This is a genomic window from Herbidospora daliensis (assembly GCF_001570585.1).
Lineage (GTDB): Bacteria > Actinomycetota > Actinomycetes > Streptosporangiales > Streptosporangiaceae > Herbidospora > Herbidospora daliensis.
In genome coordinates this window covers 432529-455624 of sequence record NZ_BBXF01000004.1, presented here as the reverse complement: position 1 = coordinate 455624, position 23096 = coordinate 432529, and the positions used below count along the sequence as shown (strand labels likewise).

Here is a 23096-nt window from a genome sequence, read left to right as displayed (position 1 = left end):
GCCGGAAATCAACAAGGCCCGGCTCCCTTGATCAGGGGGAGCCGGGCCTTGGTGCGATCAAAGAGGGACTGACACCAGGAAGGCGCAGTCGCCGAAGCTGATCTCATCACCGCTGCGGACTCGGGCCGGGCCCACCAGGCGCCACCCGTTCAGGCGGGTGCCGTTCAGTGAGCCGAGGTCGACCAGCAGCCAGTGGTCTTCTTCTCGTCGCAGTTCCGCGTGGATCCGCGAGACGGTCAGGTCGGCCAGCACCAGGTCGCAGGCTGAGCCGCGCCCCACGACGTACCGGATCCGCGTGTCTGCCGGCAGTGCGAGGCGGGGGAGCTTGGGGCGGCGCCAGGCCGCCCGTAGCCGGGTGCTGAAGTCGGACACCGATCCGACGAGGTCGGTGGCCCGCCGCCGGAACCTGCCCCGCTGGGGCAGGTCGGCGACGAGTTGTTCGAGCTCTGCGGCGCTGCGGGCGCGCAGGGCCTGGTCGACCCTGCCGACGAACGTCTCCATTGAGAGGTGGCCTTCGGCCGCCCGTTCACGTAGCTCGTTGAGCGCACGCTCGCGGTCCTCGTCAGAGGCGCGCACGTGTGGCTCGGAGCTCATGTCTGGAGTATCCGCTTTCCGTCAGGCCGGTGTCCAGATAGCCCCTAAGGTCAGGGCTTCGCGAAGTCTTGGGTCCAGTATGGCCCACCCGCGACCACGTGACCCACGCCGATGTGCGTGTAGGTGCAATTCATGATGTTCGCCTTGTGGCCGGGGCTGTTCATCCAGCCCTGAACGACCTGGGCGGCCGTCTGGTAGCCCTTGGCGATGTTCTCACCGGCGGCGCGGAAGCTGAAGCCGGCCTGCTTGAGACGGTCGCCGAACGAGCGTCCGTCGGCCGAGTCGTGGCTGAAGTAGTTCTTCGCCGACATGTCCGCCGAGTGGTTGAAGGCGGCGGTGCGGAGCTTGGCGTCGTGCGTCAGGGGGCCGCAGCCGCCCTTGGCGCGCTCGGCGTTGGTGAGCCGCACGACCTCGTTCTCGACGGTGGTGCCGACGGTGCCGCCGGTGGGCGGGTTCGTCGACGGGGTGGCGCTGGGCGAGGCGCTCGGCGACGGGGTGGGCGAGGCCGAGGGCGACGGGGAGGGGGACGGCGCGGGGGCCGGGGTGCAGGTGGTGATGTTGACCCGGCGCGAGTTGACGACCTGGCCGAAGCGGCCCGTCACCTGGGTGTAGTAGACGCCGGGGGCGCAGGTGGCGCGCAGCCGCAGCTTGGCGGTGCGGACGACCCGGGAGCCGCTCTTGAGCGTGGTGTCCGGACCGGCGACCGACTGCTTGATCCGCACCCGGACCCTGGTCTTGCCGAAGCAGCGGCCGGTGCGGGAGCCGACGGCGGTGAGCTGGCCGAGCTGGTTGACGGCGGGCTTCGACGCGACGATGCGGCAACGCGCGGCCTGAGCCTGCGCGGCCTGTGCCTGCGCGGTCGCCGCCGAGGCAGAGCCGATCGCCGGGAGAGTGGCGGCCAGCAGCACACCGGCGCAGAAGAGCGCGCGGAGTGAAGTCTTCATGAACTTCCTTCCAGGGGTGGGGTTCCGAAGCTCTGGAATGGAACCGAAGTATGGCCTGGTCGGAGCTGGCGTGGGAGGAAAACCGTCATATTCGGTGACCTGGCCGAGATCTTCCCGTTACGGAATCCCTGATGGCCACGTTCCAACCGAGGTTCATGTGATTTACGTCACATCGTGTGAAACCTGAGACATCTTGGCACTCGTGAGGTCGTATTTGAAGGTCATCAGGACCCCCACGAGGATGATCGCCGCGGGCACCACCGTGATGCCGATGAGCACCGCGAACTCCGCGCTCTCGGGCTGCGTGACCGGGTTGGCGGGGTCCGACTCGCGGAAGCCGCCGATCGCCAGGGTCGCGCCGTAGATGGTCGCGCCGAAGGCGGCCACCGCGCTCTCCACCGCCGTCCACAGGCCGGTGAACACGCCGCCGCGGCGCTTCCCGCTCACCATGCCGTCGTACGCGATCACGTCGGCCAGCATCGAGAACTGGAGCAACTGGAGGCCGGCGTACCCGACGCCGACCACGACGATCACCACGTGGGCGTAGACCGGGCCGAACAGGGGGGTGGCGACGGCCGCGACCGCGCCGCTCATGAACAGCACCCCGGAGAGGATCATGGCCCCGCGTTTGTCGAGCTTCCTGGCCAGCCACACCCACAGCGGCATCGTCACGAGCATCGGGCCGACCAGCGCCGCGAACAGGGTCGTCGTCGCGCCGGTGCTGCCGATCGTGTACGCCGCGAAGTAGGGCGCGCCGGCGAGCATGACGTACGCGCCGAGGGTCTGCGCGCAGCTCAGGCCCAGCAGCCACATGAACGGCCCGGAGCTGCGGGCCGCCTTGATCTGGGCCTTCAGGCTCGACTCGGCCTCCGCCTGGCCGGTGTAGGGCGCGCCGGCGGTGCCGAAGAACGAGGCCAGCATCGAGAGCAGCAGGATCACGCCGAAGACCACGCCCATGAGCCGGTAGCCCTCGACGGTGTCGCCCGCGAGGATCGGCGCCAGGATGCCGCTCATGCCGATGGCGATGGCGACGAAGATCATGCGCCACTGCAGCAGCGACGTGCGCTCGTGGTAGTCGTGGGTCATCTCGGCGGGCATCGCCTTGTAGGGGACCTCGAACAGGGCGTACCCGCTGGCCGCGACCAGGAAGGCGGCCCCGACGAAGAGCGCGGCCGGGACCCCGGTGAGGGGCGGGCCGATGAACATCACCACGAAGGCGATCGGCAGGATCGCCGCCCCGCCGAGCAGCCACGGCCGCCTGGGCCCCCACCGCGACACCGTCCGGTCGGACCACTGGCCGACCAGCGTGTTGGCGACCAGGTCCCACGCTTTCGGCAGGAACACCACGAACCCGGCCAGCAGCGGATCGACGGCCAGCACGTTGGTCATGTAGATCAGCAGCAGGAGGCCGGGGATGGTGTTGAAGTTGGCCGTGCAGAAGGAGCCGACGGCATAGCCGAGGCGCACTCGGGTGGGGACCGTGACCATGGCCGCAATTCAAACTCAATCACGGCAAATCGGATAGGGAATCGATCAGTCCGTTACGTCCGCACAGACGACGTGCGCGCCCAGTTCGATCATGCGCCGTTCGGTGAACGCGTCGGCCACCCGCGCCATCAGCACCGGAGCCTCGCTGGCGGCCAGCTGCGGCAGCCTGGCGCGCACCCCGCGATGGAGGTCGCGGACGATGTCCTCGGCGTTGGCGGTGTGCACCTTCACATGCAGCATGATCCCCTGCGACCCCGAGACCGTGCGCGCGGCCGAGATCCACACGTGGTGGACGACCGGCATGTCACGCAGTAACTCGGCGATGGCCACCCGCAGAGCGGGCAGTATCGGGTGGTTCGTGCGCTGGTATCCGGGGTCGACCACCTGCATCGCGCCCGACAGGTGCTGGCGCGGCTGGGGGATCCACGGCGCCGGCGCGGCGGGGGCGTGCTGCTGCACCGGCGGGACCGGCGCGCCCAGCGGCATCGGCGCCGCGGTGCGGACCGGCGGCTTGGGGATCCGGTCCATGCTGCCGGTCGCGTAGGCGTTCGGCGTGGCGCCCGACAACACCGGATGCGGCCCGCTGCGGGTCTGGCGGAGGTACCGCTGGAGGTCGTCGATCGGCACGGCCGCGGCGGCGGGCCCGGCGGCGTCGATGACGATCTCGCGGACCCCGGTCACCCGCTGGATGTCCAGGATCGTGTCGGCGTCGCACACCGACAACGAGTGGCTGCCCCGGTGGCGCGCGTACGTCGCCGGACCGGTGTAGCCGAGCAGCACCCGTTCGCCACTCTGCGTGGTGCCGAGCACCACGGAACGATCGGGCCGGACGGCGACCAGGATGCCCCAATCCGCCAAAGCGGCGAGAAGTTGGTGCGGACTGCCGTGCTGGGCGAGCACTTCGCCGAGAGCGGGATTCCCGATGCTCATATGCTGAACCATAGGTACCGAACCACGATTTAGCAGGCTAATCGCCAAGATTAGGTGCGATCAATACCAAGTTGGCGGCTGTGGGGATTGGCTCGGTCCAACCCGGGTATGCCGTCAAATCTGCTGTTTACGTGAAGGATTCTCACGACTCCCCTGAGTAACAGCCGTCTCGGATGGCGGATCCTCCGAGGGCTCCCCGAAGGGCGTGGATAGACTCGTCGGCGACCGATGAAGTCGTCACGTTCGAAGGACATCACCAGTGAACAAGCCCGTCGTACTGGTCGCAGAGGAGCTCTCCCAGGCCGGTCTCGCCGTCCTCGGAGCGGACTTCGAGGTCCGTCAGGTCGACGGAGCCGACAGGTCCGCGTTCCTTCCGGCTCTCTCCGACGTCGACGCTCTAATCGTGCGCAGCGCCACCCAGGTCGACGCCGAGGCCGTGGCCCACGCGCCCAAGCTGCGCGTCGTGGCCCGCGCGGGTGTCGGCCTCGACAACGTCGACGTCGATGCGGCCACCAAGGCCGGCATCATGGTCGTCAACGCGCCCACCTCGAACATCACCAGCGCCGCCGAGCACACCGTGGCGCTCATCCTCGCCTCGGCCCGCAACGTCGCCCAGGCCCACACCGCCCTCAAGGGCGGCGAGTGGAAGCGGTCCAAGTACACCGGCGTCGAGCTCGACGAGAAGGTCGTCGGCATCCTCGGCCTCGGCAAGATCGGTCAGCTCGTCGCGCAGCGCCTCGCGCCGTTCGGGGTCGAACTGATCGCGTACGACCCCTACCTCCCGGCGGCCCGCGCGGCGGCCATGGGCGTGAAGCTCGTCTCGCTGGAGGAGGTGCTCCAGCAGGCCGACTTCATCACCGTCCACCTGCCGAAGTCGAAGGAGACCATCGGTCTCATCGGCGACCGCGAGATGCACATGGTCAAGCCCAACGTGCGCCTGATCAACGTCGCGCGCGGCGGCATCATCGACGAGAACGCCCTCTACTCCGCCATCAAGGAGGGCCGCGTCGCCGGCGCCGGCATCGACGTGTTCCCCAAGGAGCCCGTCACCGACAGCCCGCTGTTCGAGCTCGACCAGGTCGTCGTCACGCCCCACCTCGGCGCCTCCACCCACGAGGCCCAGGAGAAGGCCGGCACCCAGGTCGCCCGCAGCGTGAAGCTCGCCCTCGGCGGCGAGTTCGTGCCCGACGCGGTGAACGTCCAGGGCGGCGCGGTGGCCGAAGAGGTCAAGCCGGGCCTGCCGCTGACCGAGCGCCTCGGCCGGGTCTTCACCGCCCTCGCGGGCGAGGTCGCCACCCGCCTGGTCGTCGAGGTCCGGGGCGAGATCGCCTCCCAGGACGTGCGGGTGCTGGAGCTGGCCGCGCTCAAGGGCGTCTTCACCGACGTCGTCGAGAACGGCGTCACCTATGTGAACGCGCCGCTGCTGGCCCAGGACCGGGGCACCGTCGTCGAGCTGGTCACCAGCCCCGACAGCCCCGACTGGCGCAACGTGATCACCGTCCGCGGCGTGCTGGCCGACGGCCGCACCGTCTCGGTCTCCGGCACGCTGTCGGGCCCGCGCCAGATCACCAAGATCGTCGAGGTCAACGGCTTCACGATGGAGATCGAGCCGACCGACCACCTGGCGTTCTTCACCTACACCGACCGTCCCGGCATCGTCGGCATCGTCGGCCGCCTGCTCGGCGAGCAGAGCGTCAACATCGCCTCCATGCAGGTCGCCCGTGGCGCCAAGGGCGGCAAGGCCCTGATCGCGCTGACCCTCGACTCGGCGGCCCCGGCCGACGTGGTCGAGCAGATCGCCAGCGAGATCGGCGCCGACAGCGGCCGGGTCGTCGACCTCGAGGGCTGAGCGCCAAGCACCGAGACAAAGCCGCCTCTCTTTTGTGAGAGGCGGCTTTGCCGTCTCATGGGGTGAGATGGTAGGTCGTCCTACGAGACGGCTGGGGTACTGTGACAGGGATGCGTCGGGTTCTCGTAATTACCTGCCGCGGCGGGGTCTGATCCAGCAGGCCGGCGACCCGCCGCGGAGTCGTGGCGTGCCGACCTCCCTTTCTCCTCCAGAGCTGGAGACCCACATGTACGACATGTATCCGTGGAACCGTCCCGAAGACACCGACGACGAGGTCGCCGAGGCCCTGCAGACGGCCCTCGACCGGCGCGACAACGGCGGCTCGCCCGAGCGCTGACGCGACATTCCGTATGGTGAGATCGTTGTTCGATCTCCGAGACAGCCCGCTAAGGTACCCCCATGGATTCGAGCAACATCCGCCTGGCAGTGATCCCGGGCGACGGGATCGGCACCGAGGTCGTCGCGGAGGGCCTCAAAGTTCTCGACGCGGTCGGCGTCAAGGTGGAGTCCACCCACTACGACCTGGGTGCGGCGCGCTACCACGCCACGGGTGAGACCCTGCCCGACTCGGTCCTCGCCGAGCTGCGCGGGTTCGACGCGATCCTGCTCGGCGCGGTGGGCGACCCGAGCGTGCCGCCGGGGGTGCTGGAGCGCGACCTGCTGCTCCGTCTGCGCTTCGAGCTCGACCACTACGTCAACCTGCGCCCGGTGAAGCTCTTCCCGGGTGTGGAGACCCCGCTCGGCAAGGCCCGTCCCGAAGACATCGACATGGTCGTCGTCCGCGAGGGCACCGAGGGCCCCTACGCCGGCGCGGGCGGCGTGCTCCGCAAGGGCACCCCCCACGAGATCGCCACGCAGGACTCGGTGAACACCGCCTACGGCGTCGAGCGCGTCGTGCGCTACGCCTTCGAGAAGGCCGCCGGCCGTGAGCGCCGCCATCTCACGCTGGTCCACAAGACCAACGTGCTGACCTTCGCCGGCGACCTGTGGTCGCGTACGGTCAAGCGGGTCGCCGAGGAATACCCGCAGGTCACCACCGACTACTGCCACGTCGACGCCGCGTCGATGTTCTTCGTCTCGCAGCCGCAGCGGTTCGACGTGATCGTCACCGACAACCTGTTCGGCGACATCATCACCGACATCGGCGCCGCCATCGCCGGCGGCATCGGCCTGTCGGCCAGCGGCAACGTCAACCCCGACCGCACCGCGCCGAGCATGTTCGAGCCGGTCCACGGCTCCGCCCCCGACATCGCCGGGCAGGGCAAGGCCGACCCGAGCGCGACCATCCTGTCGGTCGCCATGCTGCTCGACCACATCGGCCAGGCCGAGGCCGCCGCCCGCGTCGAGCAGGCCGTCGCCGACGACCTGGTCGAGCGCGCCGGCGCGTGGCAGGCCCGTACCACCCGGGAGATCGGCGACGACATCGCCGCCCGAGTAGCCGGCTGATCGCCGGCCACCTCCGTCGTTCCACAGCGCACAGTGGCCCGTGTTGGGTCACTGTGCGCTTTTTTGTGCCCCGCGACATGCCCTAGGTTTTCATCAGTAGCGTAGAGAGGAACCCGCATGACCAGCCAGCTCAGCTTTGAGGTGCGCCCGAACCCCCAGGCGCGCAGCACCGCGGAAAGAGAGCGGGTGCTGGAGGCGCCCGGCTTCGGGCAGACGTTCACCGACCACATGGTCTCGATCGACTTCACCGAGGGCGAGGGCTGGCACGACGCCCGGCTGGAGCCCTACGGTCCGCTCGTGCTCGACCCCGCGACCTCGGTGTTCCACTACGCCCAGGAGCTGTTCGAGGGTCTCAAGGCCTACCGCCAGGCCAACGGCTCGATCGTCGCGTTCCGCCCCTTCGCCAACGCGGCGCGGTTCAACGCCTCGGCCGCCCGCATGGCGATGCCCGAGCTGCCCGAGGACGTCTTCGTCGAGTCGCTCGAACTGCTCGTGCAGACCGACCGCGAGTGGGTGCCGACGACCGAGGGCCACAGCCTCTACCTGCGCCCCTTCATGATCGCCACGCAGGCCGGGCTGGGCGTCAACTACCCCTCGAAGACCTACCGCTACATGGTGATCGCCTCACCGGCGGCCTCCTACTTCGCGGGCGGCGTGAAGCCGGTCTCGGTGTGGTTGTCGACCGAGTACACCCGCGCCGCCCCCGGCGGGACCGGCTTCGCCAAGTGCGGCGGCAACTACGCGGCCGCGTTCGTGGCCCAGCGCCAGGCCGTGGCCGAGGGCTGCGACCAGGTCGTCTGGCTCGACGCCGTCGAGCACCGCTACGTCGAGGAGATGGGCGGGATGAACCTGTTCTTCGTCTTCGGCGACCGCCTGCTCACCCCGGCGCTCACCGGCACCCTGCTGCCGGGCATCACCCGCGACTCGATCCTCACCTTCGCGGCCGACCTCGGCCTGACCGCCGAGGAGGGCCGCCTCTCGATCGAGGAGTGGCAGGCTGGGTGTGAGTCGGGCGAGCTCACCGAGGTCTTCGCCTGCGGCACCGCCGCCGTGGTCACCCCGGTCGGCTCGGTGAAGGGCGCCGACCGCGCCTGGACCGTCGGCGACGGCACCCCGGGCCCGGTCACCCTGAAGATCAGGGAAGAGCTCATGGGCATCCAGTACGGCACCCGTCCCGACCCCCACACCTGGGTCCACAAGATCGCCTAGCGCTTGCGCACCAGCGTCAGACCGTCGGCCACCGGGAGGAGCACCGAATCGACCCGGGGGTCGGCGGTCACCATGTCGTTGAACTCCCGCATCACCGGCACGTTGCCCCCGGCGTCGGGGTCGGTGATGCGGCCGCCCTGGACCGTGTTGTCGCACACGATCAGGCCGCCGGGGCGCATGCGGGGCAGCAGCGCCTCGTAGTAGTTCGGGTAGCCGGCCTTGTCGGCGTCGATGAACGCGAAGTCGATCTCCTCGCCGGCGGGCAGCGCGCCGAGGGTCTCGACGGCGTCGCCGAGCCGCAGTTCGATGCGGTCGGTGAGCCCGGCGCGCTCCCAGTACTTGCGGGCCATCGACGTCCACTCCTCGCTGACGTCGCAGGCGATCAGCCGCCCGCCGGGAGCCAGCCCGCGGGCGATGCAGATCGAGGAGTAGCCGGTGAACGTGCCGACCTCGACCGCCAGCCGCGCGCCGGTCAGCTGCACCAGCAGGGTCATGAAGGTGCCCTGCTCGGGTGAGATCTGCATGCCGGCGTAGTCGGAGTGGAGGGCCGTGGTCTCGACGGCGAGATCACGAAGTACCTGGTCGGGCGGGGTGGCGTGGGCGGAGACGTAGTCGGACAGAGCTTCGCCCAGAAAAGAACCCTTCATGATCCCATCTTACGTGGTGAGATCGATGTGCCAGATCGTGAATCGTGTGGTTAACTCGCAAGCACCATGTTCAACGGTCTGCTCATTATTGGCAGGCGCGCCGGCTGACGGATCATTCCAGCCAGGCGCGCAGACCTCTCACGCCCGTGAGGGGTCTTTTTGTTTGTCTCGCAATCACCTCAAGGAACCGAGATGGCCGACGACCGCTTCCACGTGTACGACACCACGCTCCGCGACGGCGCCCAGCAGGAGGGCCTCAACCTCTCCGTGGCCGACAAGATCGCCGTCGCCCGTCACCTGGACAGCCTGGGGGTCGGTTTCATCGAGGGCGGTTGGCCGGGAGCCAACCCCAAGGACACGGAGTTCTTCCGGCGTGCTCAAACAGAGCTCGACCTGAAGCACGCGCAACTCGCCGCGTTCGGCGCGACCCGCCGGGCCGGAGTGAAGGCCGCCGACGACCCACTGGTGGCCGCCCTGCGCGACTCCGGCGCGCCCGTCGTGACCCTTGTCGCCAAGAGTCACGACCGGCACGTGGAACTGGCCCTCCGCACGACGCTGGAGGAGAACCTCGCGATGATCCGCGACACCGTCTCCCACCTGCGTGCGGAGGGCCAGCGGGTGTTCCTCGACGCGGAGCACTTCTTCGACGGCTACAAGTCCAACCCCGCCTACGCCCTTGAGGTGCTCCGGACGGCGGCCGAGGCCGGGGCGTCGGTGATCGCCCTGTGCGACACCAACGGCGGCATGCTGCCCGACGAGCTCGCCGACGTCGTCCACGCCGCCGTGCAGACCAGCGCCCGGATCGGCATCCACTGCCACGACGACACCGGCTGCGCCGTCGCCAACACCCTCGCGGCCGTGAAGGCCGGCGCGACCCACGTGCAGGGCTGCGCCAACGGCTACGGCGAGCGCTCCGGCAACGCCAACCTGTTCACCGTGGTCGCCAACCTCCAGCTCAAGCGGGGCTTCGACCTGGTGCCGGCCGAGGCGCTGCGCGACATGACCCGCATCGCCCACGCGATCACCGAGGTCACCAACGTGACCCCCAACTCCCACGCCCCCTACGTCGGCGCCTCCGCGTTCGCCCACAAGGCCGGCCTGCACGCCTCGGCGATCAAGGTCGACCCGAACCTCTACCAGCACATCGACCCGGCCGAGGTCGGCAACGACATGCGCATGCTGGTCTCCGACATGGCCGGCCGCGCCTCCGTCGAACTGAAGGGCCGCGAACTCGGCTACGACCTCACCGGCGACCAGTCGCGCGAACTCGTCGACCGGGTCAAGGACCTGGAGTCGCGCGGCCACACCTTCGAGGCCGCCGACGCGTCGTTCGAGCTGCTGCTGCGCGACACCCTCCACGGCGAACGCCGCCGCCACTTCACTGTGGAGTCGTGGCGCGTCATCGTCGAACGCCGCCCGACGGGCGAGGTCGTCAGCGAGGCGACCGTGAAGGTGCACGCCAAGGGCGAGCGCATCGTCGCGACCGGCGAGGGCAACGGCCCCGTGAACGCCCTCGACCGGGCGGTCCGGCTGGCGCTGGAGAAGCTCTACCCCGAGCTCGCGACCGTCGAGCTGATCGACTTCAAGGTCCGCATCCTGGAGGGCACCCACGGCACCGACGCGGTGACCCGCGTCCTGGTGACGTCGAGCGACCCGAAGGGCGACTGGAGCACGGTCGGCGTCGACGAGAACATCATCGAGGCGTCCTGGCACGCCCTGGAGCAGGCGGTGACGTTCGGCCTGCTGAGGGCCGGCTACGAGCCTGCTTAACCGCCGCGCCCGGTTTGATGGCCGCGCTTCCGGCGCGCCGGGCCCGGCCGCCTTCAGGCCCGGCCTTCCCTCGTCGCTCCGCTCTCCTGCGCTCCTCAGTCCAGGCCTTCTTAGAGTTGCCTCCGATGTATGACCAAGTCATCGCATCCCAGGTCGTAGGGGTTACCCGCCTCTCTGCTCTCCGGTGATGATCTGCCGGGGAGCGGGGAGCGGGGAGCGGGGAGCGGGGAGCGGGGAGCGGGGAGCGGGAAGCGGGAAGCGGGAAGCGGGAAGCGGGAAGCGGGAAGCGGGAAGCTGACGGGCAGGGAGTACCTGCGTGTCAGTGAAGACCGGTCTAAGCGTGTGAACTCGCCAGCCCAGCAGCACGAGGACAACTGGCATGCGCGGCGCATCGGATCACGCTCGGAGAGCCCTACCGCGAAGGCCGCGTCGTCTCCGTCTCCCGGTACAGCACTGACGTCCGCGACAACTTTGACCGTCTTATGACCGATCTGGGCGGCGGACTGTTCGGCGTGGACGTCCTGGTCCTGTGGGAGAGCTTCCGGGGATCACGCCACGACTTCTACTCGGGAGGAAGAGTGCGATACCCGACCAAATGGTGACATTCGGGGAGAAAGGTTACTTAGTGTGATTGCGAGGTATGACGCACGGTAACCAACCGTTTGTGATCATCGGGAGGAACACGTGCGTATCGCTAACATCCTGGCCATCGGCATGCTGGCCGCCGCAGGGGCTCTGGTCGGTCTGGCTCCTGCCGTGTCCGCCTCCGCGACCACCCGTCCTGCGACCGATCCTCCGACGTGCGTACAAGGCGCGAGCCCCAAGTTGCTCAACCTCGGGTGGGGAGGCATCCACTGGGTGTGCGCGCCGGACCAGTAAGCCAGGCACCGGCCCCGCAATATAGGCGTGGCTGAGGAGCATTCCCTGAGTTTCCTGCGGCGAACTCAGGGGGTGTTCATCATTCCCGAGCCGCAGCTCATCGAGCCCGGCTACGGCCCTCACATCTCGGGCACCGGACGGTCTCCCAGCCGCGAGCCGCCCGCCCGTTCGCCGCAACCGGCCGATGAACAGGCGCTCAACCCGGTGAACCGGTCACCAACTCTCGGCCTCGATAACACCAGGCCGCTGGTCAGCTCCCCGCAGAGGAGCTGCGCAGCTTTCAAGATCAGAGCGATCGCCTCCGCCCGGGGGCACCGATCTGAGGAGCAACCCCTTCATGCGCCCGATCAGCAAGCTTCCGATCATCACCGCCGCCTGCCTCGCCGGACTCGCCTTCGCCACGCCCGCTCTGGCCGCCGACGGCCCGGTCGTCGTCTTCCAGAACGAGTTGACGCCGCTGACCATCTTCGAGGACCCGTCGGGCTGCATGAGGCTGCCGCTCGGAGCGAGCGTGGTCAACAACCAGACCCAGGGCAACATCAACGTCTACGCCGACCCGTTCTGCCTGATTCCGTATGTCCCCGCCTCGACCATCGCACCCGGCTACGGCGCTCGCGTCATGGGCATCGGAAGCTTCTCGGCCTCCTAGCGAAGTCGGCCACCCGTTCACGCGCCCGTTCACCGATACCTACGGCGAACGGGCGCTCGACCCGGCACGCTCTGCACGCTCGACAGGTGGGCTAGGAAACATGACCGGCCTTGCGGGGCCGGGCGGCTTTGACACTGCGGACGGGCTGGGTGGTGGTCCGGCGGACCACCCGCCTGTCATCGGGCAGTTCGATCGTGAGCGTGGTGTCGCTGACATGAATGGTGACGATCGCGCGGGGATGGATGCGCCCGAGGGTGATCTCGCCGTGCTCGATGGTGAGACTTACCCCGTCCACGACATGGACCGCTCCGGACTTCCTGGTCGGTGATCGGGCTTCAGGATGGCCACCGGGCCACGATCCGCTGCCGCAGCACATTTCACCGCGCTTCGGCGAAGATGCTCAAGTGCTCCGCGAATACGTAAGTGTCATCAGCGACGCACGAGGTCACCGCCCTGATCGGGATCACCCCCGACCGGACGTTCCGGGCCGGTGAGATCGGGCCGTCGGGCGAGCCGCGCACGTCCACCGTGTGGTCGGCCGCGCTGACCGGCGTGCCGAAGGTGCCGCGCGACGAGATCCTCGGCTGGGCCCCCGACATCGTGGCGAGGTTCCGGACGCTCGTCGACCGGGGCTGGCGGCTCTCCGTCGTGCTGGGCCTGGCGTCCGCCGACGACGATCCCGGCAGGGGGGCTTCGTCGTCCCATGGAGGAGATGTGGTCGTCGCTCCGCGTCGAGATCCCGCAGTGGCCTCCCGTTCCCCGGATGAACGAGGAGTTCGTCGCCCGCGACCTGGCGGCCTGCGGCGTCCGGCTGATCGGGATCCGGCGGTACACCGGGGTGCCGCCCCAGATGGCCGCCCGAATCGCCACGATCGGGCCCGAGGAGGGCAGGCGGGACCAGATCTTCGAGGCTGACGACCCCGATCTGGCCGCCACGTTCAACCGCGCCTGGTACGCCACGGCGGTCGAACACGGCCTGTTCTCCGAGGGGGGAGCGGTTCCTGATCGCGATGGACCAGGGGAAGGACCCCGACTTCTTCCAGGCCCGCGAGGAGTCGGACGGGTGGCGCAACCGTCGCTGGTGGGAGTTGGTGTGGGCGCTGGTCGAACTGGAACCCGGCTGGGACCTGGGCGGAGCAGGCTCGCGGTCCCGGATCCTGGGGAGTGGCGGCCATCCGGCCTTCGACCTGTCCTCGGCCGACGGCTCGGTTTTCATCGGCGCCACCTGGTGGGAGGACGACACCGTGAGCCTGATGGTGCTGACCGAGCCCCATCGCGTGGAGACCCTCCGCGCGCAGGCGCTCCGGATCCTTGAGGGGTCGACCCTGGATGCGGAGAAAGAGGAGCTCACGGCGTGGCTGGCACGGGAGCGGTGAGCCCCGCGCGCTCCAGCAGCGCCAGAGTCCCCCAGACCACGGTCCCGCCTGGTCGCTCTGGGTGTGGCGAACTGACCAGTTCTAGGGGTCTGCCATGGAGTGGCTTCACGGGTGGTCGGGGACGGCAACGGTGTACCAGCGATCTTGCTGAAAGGACACTCCGTTGTCGTCCCGGTTCACCGTCGTGGGGATGTCGTCCCTCATCAGCGCTTCTCTTATGTGCCTGGCCACAGGACTGGTCGTCGCTCCGGCCGCGCACGCCGATCCCCCCAGGTGCCACAAGTACCAGGGGTCCTACTACGCCAAGAAGACCTGCTACTTCCGTGGCCCGCGCGGGCCACGCGGCTTCCCCGGGCCGGTCGGCCCCGCCGGTCCTGTGGGTCCTGCCGGCCCGGTCGGTCCCATCGGCCCGGTCGGTCCCATCGGCCCAGTCGGTGCCGCCGGTCCTGCCGGTTCTGTTGGTGCTACCGGTCCTGTCGGCCCGGTCGGTCCCACCGGTCCCGTCGGTGCTGCGGGACCTGCCGGACCTGTCGGTGCGCAGGGACAGCAGGGCGCCGCCGGACCCGCCGGTTCGGTGGGTGCCACCGGGCCGGCGGGCCCCGCCGGGGCGATTCTGCCGACTGTCTACGCGTCGCAGGCGCAGACGTTCACGCTGGCCAGCCTGTTCGATCCGCAGACCCTCACCTTCGCGACCGCATGTCCGCCGAACACCACGCTCACCGGCGGCAGCGCCTACATCTGGGACACCGTCGCCGGCGGGATCTCCCCCTTCGGCAGCTCGGCCGGATACGCCGTGGGCAACTCCTGGTTCGGTACGGGGCAGAGCACGGTCCCCACGCATCAGCTGATCGTCCAGGCCGTCTGCCTACCGCTCAACTAGAGGGTCAGACCAGGTTCTTGCCGGAGATCCTGAAGGTGACCGGGCCGGTGGGGGTGTGCGCGATGACCGTGCTCCCCGAGCAGGTCACCGACCCCTCGGCGCTGCCCGGAACGACCACGGTCAGCAGGCCCTTGGCCGAGGGGGAGACGATCACCGGGGCGGCGGTCTTCTGCATGTACGTCTGCGAGATCCAGCCCTGGAAGGGCTTCGGCCGGCCGGTCACGATCTTCTGGCCCTTGACCGGCTTGCAGCCCGGCAGCGCGAACTGCACGACGGAGGCCCGCCAGTCGTTGTCCTTGACCACGACCCGGCCGCCGCTGTTCTCGACGACCGACATGCGCGGGTCGAGGTGCCAGAGGTTGGCGACCTTGCCCGACGAGACCGTGTCGAGGACCGCCATGACGTCCTTCTTGTCCTGGTTGACCAGCACCGCGCGGGTCCGGCTGACGCCGTAGGCGCGGTCGGTCAGCGTGTACGACTGGCGTTCGCCCGTCAGGGTCTTCTGGACCAGCGACGTCGGGGTGCTCGGGCGCAGCTTGCGGCCCTGCGGGATCGGGACGTTGTGCGCCTCGGGGCTGAGGGTCCAGTTCCGGTAGGGGCTCGGCTCGTAGGAGTGGAACCCGGCCTCGGTCAGGATCGGCCGGCCCTGGGCGTAGTAGGTGACGCCGAGGTGGTCTTCGTGGCCGTGGAACTTCATGCCGGGGCCGTACCGGATCGAGTAGAAGGAGGCGTCCTTGGAATCCCAGGCGGACCGGCCGAAGACGTACCCGGCCTTGTAGATCTGGACCTTCGAGTCGGGCCGGGCGTAGGCCGAGGGCTGCACGTCGGCCGCGCCGTCGCCGATCGGCACCAGGAAGCCGTTGGGCATCGTGGCCGCCGAGATGTGCTCGGGCATGCGGTCGAACCGGTCGGCCAGGTCGGCGGGCACCTTCTGGCCGCACTCGCGGATGCGGTCCATGGCGACCTTGAGGCGCTCGTGGAAGTAGATCGCGTAGCGCGGCGACTGCTCGCGCAGCACGCCCTGGGAGTCGACGTCCATCTTGGTGGTCGTGGTCATCCGGCTCAGCGCCTTCGACCGCCAGGCCGCGTTCCCCATCCGGCAGCCGACGCCCAGCAGGGCGATGTCGGCGTCGAGGCCGTGGTTGTGGCCCCACTTGTAGTGGGAGTTGTCGTTGAGGAAACGCGCATGGGCGTTGAGGCTGTCGGTCAGCCACTTGTCGGAGACGTGCTTCGACAGGCAGACCAGCACCGGCGTGCGCAGCGAGACGGTGTGCTCCGCCCACGCCAGCTTGGGCGTGTTGCGCCCGTGGTAGGGGTTCTTCTCCACCCAGTCCTTGATCACGGCGGTGCCGCGTGCCAGGTAGGAGGCCTTGCCGGTGGTCTCGTAGTCGGCCACCAGCCGCCCGGCCCACCGCAGCGACTGGAACACCATGACCCAGGAGCGGTTCTTGTACGGATCGAGCCGCCAGTTCACCCGATCGCCGATCTTGACCGGGTCGAGGTCGAGGAAGCCCAGTTCGCCGTCCATGACCTCGGGGGAGGTCGGCGTCGAGGGCAGCCATTCGCCCTGACACTCGGGCGTCTTCGCCACGGCATGGGCGGGCCCGGCCTGAATCAGGCCGCCTAACACGACAAGAACGGCGAACACGCCGAATCGGAGACGGCGCGTCACGCCTGTTCCTTCCATACGGGGGGCGCGGCTCATGCTGGCCGACGGTGCGGTGCGGGTCAAGTCACTCAGCGGAGCCTGGGAAACACCTGTGAACCCGGGAACGTGCTAGCTTCCGGCCGGCCCCGTGCTCTGGACCACGTCGAACGACCACACCTCCGCCTGGCCCTGCCCGTGCCCCTGGCCCGCCCACCGCTGGAAGTCCTCCTCGCTGCGCCAGCGCGTGTAGATCAGGTAGCGGTCCGTTCCCTCGACCGGGCGCAGCAGCTCGAACCACTCGAAGCCGTCGGCCGTCTCCACCGTGCCCGCCCGCCCGGCGAAGCGCCGTTCGAGGTCGTCGCGCATGTCGGCGGGGACGGTCAGGACGTTGATCTTCACTACCGATGCCATGGCGCCACCTTACGAGGCACTAGCCTGGGACGGTGCGTATCGCGAGGTTCTCCACTGGTGGCGGGGTCGCCTTCGGTGTGGTCGAAGAGGGCGAGCAGGTGCTCGCGAGGATCGACGGTCATCCCTTCGGCGGGGTGACGCTGACGGGGGAGCGGTTCCCCGTCGCCGAGGTGCGCATGGTGGCGCCCATGTTGCCGTCGAAGGTCGTGGCGATCGGGCGCAACTACGCCGACCACGCCAGGGAGATGGGCAACGACGTACCCGAAGAACCCATGATCTTCCTGAAGCCGTCGACGTCGGTGATCGGCCACAACGAGCCCATCGCCTATCCCGAGAACCTCACCCGGCACGTCGACTTCGAGGGCGAGCTCGCCGTCGTCATCGGGCGGTTGTGCCGCGACGTGCCGGCCGAGCGGGCCAAAGACGTGATCCTCGGCTACACCTGCGCCAACGACGTCACCGCCCGTGACCTGCAGCGCAAAGACGTCCAGTTCACCCGGGCCAAGGGGTTCGACACGTTCTGCCCGCTGGGGCCGTGGATCGAGACCGACCTCGACGCGTCCGACCTCGCGCTGACCACCACGGTCAACGGCGAGCTGCGGCAGAGCGGGCGCACCTCCCAGCTGATCTTCGACATCCCGGCGCTCATCGCCCACGTGACCGCCGTCATGACCCTCCTGCCGGGTGACGTCATCCTCACCGGCACCCCCGCCGGCGTCGGGCCGGTCAAGCCGGGCGACGAGGTCTCCGTGGGCATCGAAGGCATTGGAACTCTCACCAACAGGGTTGTCTCTCGTGACTGAGGTACGTGTTCGCTTCGCGCCGTCCCCCACCGGCATGTTCCACGTGGGCGGCGCCCGGTCGGCCCTCTTCAACTGGGCGGTCGCCGAGCAGACCGGCGGGAAGTTCGTGCTCCGCATCGAGGACACCGACGCCGCCCGCAACCGCCCCGAGTGGACCGACGGCATCATCTCGGCGCTGGCGTGGATCGGCATCAACAAGGACTCGCCGCTCTTCGAGGGCCCCTACTTCCAGTCGTCCTACGCCGACCAGCACCGCGAGACGGCCGCCCGCCTCCACAAGGAGGGCCGCGCCTACCACTGCACGTGCACCCGCGACGACGTCAAGGCCCGCACGGGCTCGGAGCACAAGGGCTACGACGGCCACTGCCGCGACCGCGGCCTGACCGAGGGCGCGCTGCGGTTCCGCACCCCCGACACCGGCGTCACGGTGGTCGAAGACCTGGTCAGGGGCACGGTCGAGTTCCCCAACGACGCGATGGAAGACTTCGTGATCTCCCGCGCCGACGGCTCGCCGCTGTTCGTGCTGGCCAACGTGGTCGACGACGTCGAGATGGGCATCACCGAGGTCGTCCGGGCCGAGGAGCACCTGTCGAACACGCCCAAGCAGCAGCTGCTCTGGGAGGCGCTCGGCCACACCCCGCCCGTGTGGGCCCACCTGCCGGTGATCGTCAACGAGAAGCGGCAGAAGTTGTCGAAGCGGCGCGACAAGGTGGCGCTGGAGTCCTACCGCGACGAGGGTTACCTGGCCGAGGCCATGGTCAACTACCTGATGCTGCTCGGCTGGGGCCCCGGCGACGACCGCGAGATCATGCCGTGGTCGGAGATGGCGCCCCTGTTCGACCTGCGCAAGGTGAACCTGTCGTCGGCCTTCTTCGACGAGAAGAAGCTGCGCGCCTTCAACGGCGAGTACATCCGCAAGCTCACCCTCGACGAGTTCGTCGAGCACTGCGACCCGTTCCTCGACCCGTCGTGGGACCGCGCGACCTTCCTGAAGGTCGCCGAGCTGGCCCAGACCCGGGTGGCGGTGCTGTCGGAGATCGCGCCCAACGTCGACTTCCTCTTCCTCGACGAGCCCGTCCACGACCAGCAGTCGTGGGACAAGGCGATGAAGGCGGGCGCGGCCGAGATCCTCACCGGCTACGCCGCGCGCCTCGCCACCGCCGACTGGACCCCCGACGCCCTGAAGACCGCCCTCGAAGAGGTCGGCGCCGAACACGGCCTCAAGCTCGGCAAGGCCCAGGCCCCGGTCCGCGTGGCGATCACCGGCCGCACGGTCGGCCTCCCGCTGTTCGAGTCGATCGAGGTCCTCGGCCGCGAGAAGTCCATCGAACGCCTCAACGCGGCCCTGTCCAAGCTCTGAGTTCCATCGGCCGCCCGCCGTCGAGGGCGGGCGGCCGTCACAAGCCTTCTTCCGTTACGGCTCCGCCCACCCCGGCCCCGCCCGCCGCCTCCGCCCCTCGCCGCGACCGGCGCCGACCACCGCTCCCGGCGAGCGCCGCGACGCGTACACCCCAGGGTTCCGGCCGGAAAAGTCCAGGGTCCACAGGCCGTCACGACGCCTCCACACTGAGCGCATGTCCTTACGTGCGAAGATCTCGCGTGCGCTCATCGCCGTCACCGTCGCCGCCACGGTCGTGGTGGCCCCGGCCGGGCCGGCGTCCGCCGGGGTCTGGCAGCTGACCGACGGGTTCGAGCCCGGCACCAACCCGGAGAACCGGTGGACGCCCACGGTCGTCAACCAGTGCTGGGGGCCCTACTACACCGGCGGTCTCGGGCCGCCCCGCTCCGGCACCGGCTTCGCCCACTGGCGGGTGCTCTACCGGCCCGACTGGTGCGCGATCGGGCGCACCATCACCCTCACGCCGGTGATCACCCGCCCGGGGCCCATCAGGTGCACCGCAGGCGTCTGGGCGCGGCTGCGGGGCCAGGGTCCTCACCTGAACGTCGAGGTGATCGACCCCGACACCTGGTCGTACATCGCGCTGAAGTCCGTCCCGTATCCCGGCTGGAGGGCCGACTACACCCTCCACACGGTGAGCTGGACCGCGCAGCGCGCCGACGTGGTGTTGCGGTTCGCCATGGGGGCCACCGACAACGGGCCCTACGCCGCCGAGATCGAACTCGACGACGTCACCGTCCAGTGCACCTACTGATCGCTAGAGGAGACCGCGCCGCTCCAGGAGCGGTTCGATGCGCGGGTCGCGGCCGCGGAAGGCGCGGAAGGCGGCCATCGGGTCGGCGCTGCCGCCCTTCGACAGCAGCCGCGACCGGAAGACGTCGCCGTTCTCCCTGGTCAGCCCGCCGTTCTCGGTGAACCAGTCGACCGTGTCGGCGTCGAGCACCTCGCTCCAGATGTAGGAGTAGTAGCCCGCCGCGTAGCCGCTCGCCCAGATGTGCGCGAAGTAGGTGCTCCGGTAGCGCGGCGGCACGGCCGGCAGGTCGAGCCCGGCGGCGCGCAGGGCCGCGACCTCGAAGGTCTCGGCGTCGCCGCCCTCGTAGTCGGTGTGCCAGGCCCAGTCGAGCAGGGTCGCGGCCAGGTATTCGACGGTCGCGTAGCCCTGGTTGAACTTCTGCGCCTCCAGCATGCGGTCGACGAGGTCGCGCGGCATCGGCTCGCCGGTCTCGTGGTGCCGGGCGTAGTTGGCCAGGATCTCGGGGTGGGTCGCCCACATCTCGTTGACCTGGGAGGGGTACTCGACGAAGTCGCGCGGCACCGCCGTGCCGGAGAAGCGCGGGAAGCGCACGTCGGAGAACAGGCCGTGCAGGGCGTGGCCGAACTCGTGGAACATCGTGTTGACCTCGTCGAAGGTCATCAGGGTCGGCTCGCCCTTGACGATGTTGAGGTTGTTGACCACCACCGGCCGGTACCCCGTCAGCCCCGACTGGTGGACGAGGCTGTTCATCCACGCCCCGCCGCGCTTGGACGCCCGCGCGTGGAAGTCGCCCAGGAACAGCCCGAGGGGGGAGCCGTCTTCGTCGGCGACCTCCCAGATCCGCACGTCGGGGTGGTAGCCGACGAGGTCGGCGCGTTCGGTGAACGAGAGCCCGTAGAGGCGGTGGGCGGCGTGGAAGACGCCGTCGACCAGCACCCGGTTGAGCTCGAAGTAGGGGCGCATGGCGGCGCTGTCGATGTCGTAGCGGGCCTGGCGCACCTTCTCGGCGTAGAACGCCCAGTCCCAGGCCTCGATCGGGAAGCCGGCCTGCTCTTCGAGGGCCGCCTGCTCGCGGCGGGCGTTGGCGACGGCGGGGGTGACGAGCTTGTCGAGCATCTCGGTGACCGCGCCGGTGGTGCCGGCGGTCTGGTCGGCCAGGGCGTATTCGGCGTGGTCGCGGTAGCCGAGCAGGTTGGCCCGCTCGCGGCGGAGCGCGGCGATGCGGGTGATGAGCCCGGCGTTGGCCGCCCCCCGGCCGGTGGAGGCGCGGAAGACGCGCTCGCGCAGCGACCGGTCGGTCAGCGACGTCAGCGCGGGCTGCCCGGTCGGCAGGACCAGGGTGATCAGGTGTTTCCCGTCGAGGCCCCGCTCGGTCGCGGTCTCGCGCAGGCCGGCGATCTCGTCGGCCGACAGGCCGTCGAGGGCCGCGGCGTCGTCGACCGCGACGGCGCGCGCGTTGGTGTCGTTGAGCAGGTTGAACTGGAAGGTCGCGGCGAGGCCCGACAGCTCCTCGTTGATCGCGCGCAGCCGGGCCTGCTGGTCGTCGTCGAGCTCGGCGCCCGCCCGTACGAAGTCGGTCAGGTAACGCTGGAGCAGCCACTGCTCCTCCGGCACGTCGGTCTCCACGGCCTTGATCCGGGCGTAGAGCGCCGGATTGAGGGCGACGGAGTCCTGGTGGGCCGCCAGCTTCGGGGTGATCTCCTGCTGGATCTCCTGGATGCGGGGGGTGGTGTCGCTGCCCGCCTGGTTGAAGAAGGCGATGGAGACCCGCTGGAGCATGTCGCCGGCCCGTTCGAGCGCTTCGAGGGTGTTGGCGAAGGTCGCGGGGTCGGTCTGCGTCGCGATGGCCTCGACCTCGGCGAGGTGGTCGGCCATGGCCCGTTCGAACGCCGGAACGTAGTGTTCCTCCCTGATCTCCGCGAACGGCGGGAGCCGGTAGGGGAGGGTGCTGGGCGTGAAGAACGGGTTGGTCATCGGCCGGGCTCCTTCGCGAAACGGGACTTTCAGCTTGTCACACCGCTCGTCGGCGGGGCGATCGGCTTTCGTTTTGGCAGTGGGCCCGGAGCTGGGCTATTCTTTCGGAGTCGCGAGCGATAAGCCCCCCGGGGAACAAGTTCGCTGATGGGGTATGGTGTAATTGGCAACACGACTGATTCTGGTTCAGTTATTCTAGGTTCGAGTCCTGGTACCCCAGCGCACGTAGTGCAGCCTTGCTCCCGTCGTCTAGTGGCCTAGGACGCCGCCCTCTCAAGGCGGTAACGGCGGTTCGAATCCGCTCGGGAGTACGAGATTTCCCTCTCACCAGCAGTTCTAGGGCTCCGTCGTCTAGCGGCCTAGGACGCCGCCCTCTCAAGGCGGTAGCGGCGGTTCGAATCCGCTCGGGGCTACCTTCGAAAACGGACTTCCTCCCGGAAGTCCGTTTTTTGTTGCCCTCTGATTGGATAGTGCTACTATCGATACATGAGCTATCTACTGATGGACGGGCACGAAGAGGTCATCCCCGGGACCGTGGTGCCCCACGGCGTCCCGCTGATGGGCTGGGAGCGCAAGCCGCACGGGTGGTGCCGGGGAGACGCCTGCATCCCCGCTTTCCGGGCCGCCGCCGCCGAATCGGCCGAGGGCGTCGACGTGGTGAAGTTCGCCGAACTCCTCGGGCGTCCCGTGGTGACCGGCGAGGGGGTCGTCGCGGTCGGCGAACCCGTCGCCGCCGATCTGGGCGTCGCGCCCGGCTTCACCCTCGACGGGTTCACCTTGTCGTCGCTGCGGGGCCGGAAGGTGGTGCTGGTCTTCTGGGCGTCGTGGTGCGGCTGCCGCTACGACCTGCCGGCCTGGCTGGCCCTGGGGGAGGAGCTGCCCGTGGAGATCGTGCCGATCTCCCTCGACCGGTCCCGCGCCGACGCCGCCGAGTGGCACGACGGGCCGGTCGACGCCGAGGGCGTGGTGGCCGAGCTCTACAACGTCGTCAACGTGCCGACCGTGGTCTGGATCGACGAGGAGGGCCGGGTCGCCCGCCCGCAGGACACCATGACCGCGACCGACGCCTTCCGCTCCATGAACGGCCTCTCGTCGGAGGCGGCCGTCGCGGCGCTGCGCCACTGGGCGCTGACCGGCGAGTCGGGCGCCTCGGGCCGGAGCCTGCGACAGGCCACCGAGGAGGAGCGGGCCGCCCGCCTGCACGCCCGCATCGCCGCCTGGGCCTTCCGCGCGGGCCGTCCCGGCCAGGCCCGCCACCACCTGGCGGTCGCGGCCGGACTGGCCCCCCACGACGTCGCGATCAGGCGCGGGCTGATGCCGCTCGACGGGATCGACCCGTTCGGTGACGCCTACTTCGCCCTCAGGGGCGAACTGGAGGACGCGGGGATCGCGATCTACCGTCCGCTGCCCGATTGGGCGTGACGATTTGCCTTCGGCCACCCCTGG

At 69.3% G+C, this 23096-nt stretch carries 22 protein-coding genes and 3 tRNA genes; 15 read left to right on the top strand and 10 right to left on the bottom strand.

Annotated elements, in window-relative coordinates; genetic code table 11:
• Positions 1-57: 57 nt before the first annotated feature.
• The 4 genes from AW274_RS22465 to AW274_RS22450 form a co-directional block, all read right to left on the bottom strand.
• Positions 58-594, bottom strand: coding sequence for an FHA domain-containing protein (locus AW274_RS22465; RefSeq protein ID WP_062341405.1), 537 nt, complete (start codon positions 592-594; stop codon positions 58-60).
• A gap of 50 nt (positions 595-644) precedes the next feature.
• Entirely contained in the window at positions 645-1538 is an 894-nt protein-coding gene (locus AW274_RS22460) for a CAP domain-containing protein (RefSeq protein WP_157520662.1), read from the bottom strand.
• A gap of 162 nt (positions 1539-1700) precedes the next feature.
• A complete protein-coding gene (locus tag AW274_RS22455) occupies positions 1701-3026 on the bottom strand; it encodes an MFS transporter (RefSeq protein ID WP_062435906.1) in 1326 nt (441 codons plus the stop codon).
• Between the two features lie 45 nt (positions 3027-3071).
• Positions 3072-3956 carry a hypothetical protein gene (locus tag AW274_RS22450; protein WP_062435903.1) on the bottom strand — a complete coding sequence of 295 codons (885 nt, stop codon included), beginning with the start codon at positions 3954-3956 and terminating at the stop codon, positions 3072-3074.
• Between the two features lie 259 nt (positions 3957-4215).
• Here AW274_RS22450 and serA point away from each other — a divergent pair, with 259 nt between their 5' ends.
• The 4 genes from serA to AW274_RS22435 all read left to right on the top strand — a co-directional run bounded on the left by serA (position 4216) and on the right by AW274_RS22435 (position 8460).
• Complete coding sequence (serA, locus tag AW274_RS22445) at positions 4216-5805, top strand: phosphoglycerate dehydrogenase (protein WP_062435902.1); 1590 nt, start codon at positions 4216-4218, stop codon at positions 5803-5805.
• A 187-nt stretch (positions 5806-5992) separates the two neighbouring features.
• Positions 5993-6142 (top strand): hypothetical protein, encoded by a 150-nt coding sequence (locus AW274_RS40480; RefSeq protein ID WP_157520661.1) that lies wholly within the window; start codon positions 5993-5995, stop codon positions 6140-6142.
• A gap of 62 nt (positions 6143-6204) precedes the next feature.
• Positions 6205-7251, top strand: coding sequence for a 3-isopropylmalate dehydrogenase (locus tag AW274_RS22440; protein WP_062341410.1), 1047 nt, complete (start codon positions 6205-6207; stop codon positions 7249-7251).
• A gap of 117 nt (positions 7252-7368) precedes the next feature.
• Entirely contained in the window at positions 7369-8460 is a 1092-nt protein-coding gene (locus AW274_RS22435) for a branched-chain amino acid aminotransferase (RefSeq protein ID WP_062435901.1), read from the top strand.
• Here AW274_RS22435 and AW274_RS22430 read toward each other — a convergent pair.
• Entirely contained in the window at positions 8457-9107 is a 651-nt protein-coding gene (locus tag AW274_RS22430) for an O-methyltransferase (RefSeq protein ID WP_062435900.1), read from the bottom strand. The genes AW274_RS22435 and AW274_RS22430 overlap by 4 nt on opposite strands.
• Positions 9108-9299: 192 nt before the next feature.
• On the opposite strand from AW274_RS22430, the gene cimA reads away from it, so the two are divergent.
• Complete coding sequence (cimA, locus tag AW274_RS22425) at positions 9300-10877, top strand: citramalate synthase (RefSeq protein WP_062435899.1); 1578 nt, start codon at positions 9300-9302, stop codon at positions 10875-10877.
• Between the two features lie 1216 nt (positions 10878-12093).
• On the top strand, positions 12094-12405 hold the full coding sequence (locus AW274_RS22420) for a hypothetical protein (RefSeq protein ID WP_062435896.1): 312 nt from the start codon (positions 12094-12096) through the stop codon (positions 12403-12405).
• Between the two features lie 91 nt (positions 12406-12496).
• Here the strand turns inward: AW274_RS22420 and AW274_RS22415 are convergent, their stop codons facing one another.
• Both AW274_RS22415 and AW274_RS22410 read right to left on the bottom strand, forming a co-directional pair.
• The gene (locus AW274_RS22415) at positions 12497-12700 is read right to left on the bottom strand and encodes a hypothetical protein (protein ID WP_062435894.1); all 204 of its coding nucleotides are present in this window, start codon (positions 12698-12700) and stop codon (positions 12497-12499) included.
• Positions 12701-12782: 82 nt separating this feature from the next.
• Positions 12783-13004, bottom strand: a complete 222-nt coding sequence (locus AW274_RS22410) for a hypothetical protein (protein ID WP_062435892.1) — start codon at positions 13002-13004, stop codon at positions 12783-12785.
• 411 nt (positions 13005-13415) lie between these two features.
• On the opposite strand from AW274_RS22410, the gene AW274_RS22405 reads away from it, so the two are divergent.
• Together AW274_RS22405 and AW274_RS42105 are read left to right on the top strand one after the other, a co-directional pair.
• Entirely contained in the window at positions 13416-13781 is a 366-nt protein-coding gene (locus AW274_RS22405; RefSeq protein WP_062435890.1) for a hypothetical protein, read from the top strand.
• 574 nt (positions 13782-14355) lie between these two features.
• Positions 14356-14661: a hypothetical protein gene (locus tag AW274_RS42105; RefSeq protein ID WP_062435888.1), complete on the top strand. Its 306-nt coding sequence runs from the start codon at positions 14356-14358 to the stop codon at positions 14659-14661.
• 4 nt (positions 14662-14665) lie between these two features.
• Here the strand turns inward: AW274_RS42105 and AW274_RS22395 are convergent, their stop codons facing one another.
• Both AW274_RS22395 and AW274_RS22390 read right to left on the bottom strand, forming a co-directional pair.
• Positions 14666-16333, bottom strand: a complete 1668-nt coding sequence (locus AW274_RS22395; RefSeq protein WP_232320241.1) for a heparinase II/III family protein — start codon at positions 16331-16333, stop codon at positions 14666-14668.
• Positions 16334-16438: 105 nt separating this feature from the next.
• Positions 16439-16720: an antibiotic biosynthesis monooxygenase family protein gene (locus AW274_RS22390; protein WP_062435884.1), complete on the bottom strand. Its 282-nt coding sequence runs from the start codon at positions 16718-16720 to the stop codon at positions 16439-16441.
• A 32-nt stretch (positions 16721-16752) separates the two neighbouring features.
• Here AW274_RS22390 and AW274_RS22385 point away from each other — a divergent pair, with 32 nt between their 5' ends.
• The 3 genes from AW274_RS22385 (at position 16753) to AW274_RS22375 (ending at position 19676) form a co-directional block, all read left to right on the top strand.
• Positions 16753-17523 (top strand): fumarylacetoacetate hydrolase family protein, encoded by a 771-nt coding sequence (locus tag AW274_RS22385; protein WP_062435883.1) that lies wholly within the window; start codon positions 16753-16755, stop codon positions 17521-17523.
• Entirely contained in the window at positions 17516-18883 is a 1368-nt protein-coding gene (gltX, locus tag AW274_RS22380) for a glutamate--tRNA ligase (RefSeq protein ID WP_083974641.1), read from the top strand. Before AW274_RS22385 ends, gltX begins: the two co-directional genes overlap by 8 nt.
• 214 nt (positions 18884-19097) lie before the next feature.
• The gene (locus AW274_RS22375) at positions 19098-19676 is read left to right on the top strand and encodes a hypothetical protein (RefSeq protein ID WP_062435879.1); all 579 of its coding nucleotides are present in this window, start codon (positions 19098-19100) and stop codon (positions 19674-19676) included.
• A gap of 3 nt (positions 19677-19679) precedes the next feature.
• On the opposite strand, the gene AW274_RS22370 is transcribed toward AW274_RS22375, so the two are convergent.
• On the bottom strand, positions 19680-21650 hold the full coding sequence (locus AW274_RS22370) for a M3 family metallopeptidase (RefSeq protein WP_062435877.1): 1971 nt from the start codon (positions 21648-21650) through the stop codon (positions 19680-19682).
• 148 nt (positions 21651-21798) lie between these two features.
• Here AW274_RS22370 and AW274_RS22365 point away from each other — a divergent pair.
• The 4 genes from AW274_RS22365 to AW274_RS42690 all read left to right on the top strand — a co-directional run bounded on the left by AW274_RS22365 (position 21799) and on the right by AW274_RS42690 (position 23072).
• Positions 21799-21870, top strand: a tRNA-Gln gene (locus tag AW274_RS22365).
• A gap of 18 nt (positions 21871-21888) precedes the next feature.
• Positions 21889-21961: transfer RNA gene (locus tag AW274_RS22360), tRNA-Glu, on the top strand.
• Positions 21962-21990: 29 nt separating this feature from the next.
• Positions 21991-22063: transfer RNA gene (locus AW274_RS22355), tRNA-Glu, on the top strand.
• Between the two features lie 73 nt (positions 22064-22136).
• Complete coding sequence (locus AW274_RS42690) at positions 22137-23072, top strand: TlpA disulfide reductase family protein (RefSeq protein ID WP_062435875.1); 936 nt, start codon at positions 22137-22139, stop codon at positions 23070-23072.
• The last annotated feature ends 24 nt before the right edge of the window (positions 23073-23096 follow it).